The organism is Burkholderia sp. WAC0059, from assembly GCF_002870125.1.
In the GTDB taxonomy this organism is placed as follows: domain Bacteria; phylum Pseudomonadota; class Gammaproteobacteria; order Burkholderiales; family Burkholderiaceae; genus Paraburkholderia.
Genome location: NZ_PNEO01000058.1, coordinates 1 through 1,177 on the forward strand (window position 1 = coordinate 1; position 1,177 = coordinate 1,177).

At 65.5% G+C, this 1,177-nt stretch carries 1 protein-coding gene; it reads right to left on the bottom strand.

The window, feature by feature from the left end:
* Nucleotide 1: 1 nt before the first annotated feature.
* A partial coding sequence (gene tuf / locus CY652_RS23685) for an elongation factor Tu (RefSeq protein ID WP_258002441.1) occupies nt 2–1,177 on the bottom strand: 1,176 nt, incomplete at its 5' end.

Genomic DNA, 1,177 nt, shown 5'->3' on the forward strand with positions numbered 1-1,177 from the left:
TTTACTCGATGATTTTGGCGACGACACCGGCGCCGACGGTACGACCGCCTTCGCGGATCGCGAAGCGCAGGCCCTCTTCCATCGCGATCGGCGCAATCAGCTTCACCGTGATCGACACGTTGTCGCCCGGCATCACCATTTCCTTGTCCTTCGGCAGCTCGATCGACCCCGTCACATCCGTCGTGCGGAAGTAGAACTGCGGACGGTAGTTGTTGAAGAACGGCGTGTGACGGCCGCCCTCATCCTTGCTCAGCACGTACACCTCCGCCGTGAAGTGCGTGTGCGGCGTGATCGAGCCCGGCTTCGCCAGCACCTGACCCCGCTCCACTTCCTCGCGCTTCGTGCCGCGCAGCAGGATCCCCACGTTGTCGCCCGCCTGACCCTGGTCCAGCAGCTTGCGGAACATCTCCACGCCCGTGCACGTCGTCTTCGCCGTCGCACGGATACCGACAATCTCGATTTCCTCGCCGACCTTCACCACCCCGCGCTCCACCCGACCCGTCACCACCGTGCCGCGGCCCGAGATCGAGAACACGTCTTCCACCGGCATCAGGAACGCACCGTCCACCGCGCGCTCCGGCGTCGGGATGTACGTGTCCAGCGCATCGGCCAGGCTCAGGATCGCCACCTCGCCCAGCTCGCCCTTGTCGCCTTCCAGCGCCAGCTTCGCCGAGCCCTTGATGATCGGCGTGTCGTCGCCCGGGAAGTCGTACTTCGAGAGCAGCTCGCGCACCTCCATCTCCACCAGCTCGAGCAGTTCCGCGTCGTCCACCATGTCGCACTTGTTCAGGAACACGATGATGTACGGCACGCCCACCTGGCGCGCCAGCAGGATGTGCTCGCGCGTCTGCGGCATCGGGCCGTCCGCGGCCGAGCACACCAGGATCGCGCCGTCCATCTGCGCCGCGCCCGTGATCATGTTCTTCACGTAGTCCGCGTGCCCCGGGCAGTCAACGTGCGCGTAGTGGCGGTTCGCCGTCTCGTACTCGATGTGCGCCGTGTTGATCGTGATCCCGCGCGCCTTCTCTTCCGGCGCCGCGTCGATCTCGTCGTACTTCTTCGCCTCGCCGCCGAACTTCGACGACAGCACCGTCGCAATCGCCGCCGTCAGCGTCGTCTTCCCGTGGTCTACGTGACCAATCGTGCCCACGTTCACGTGCGGCTTGGTCCGCTCAAA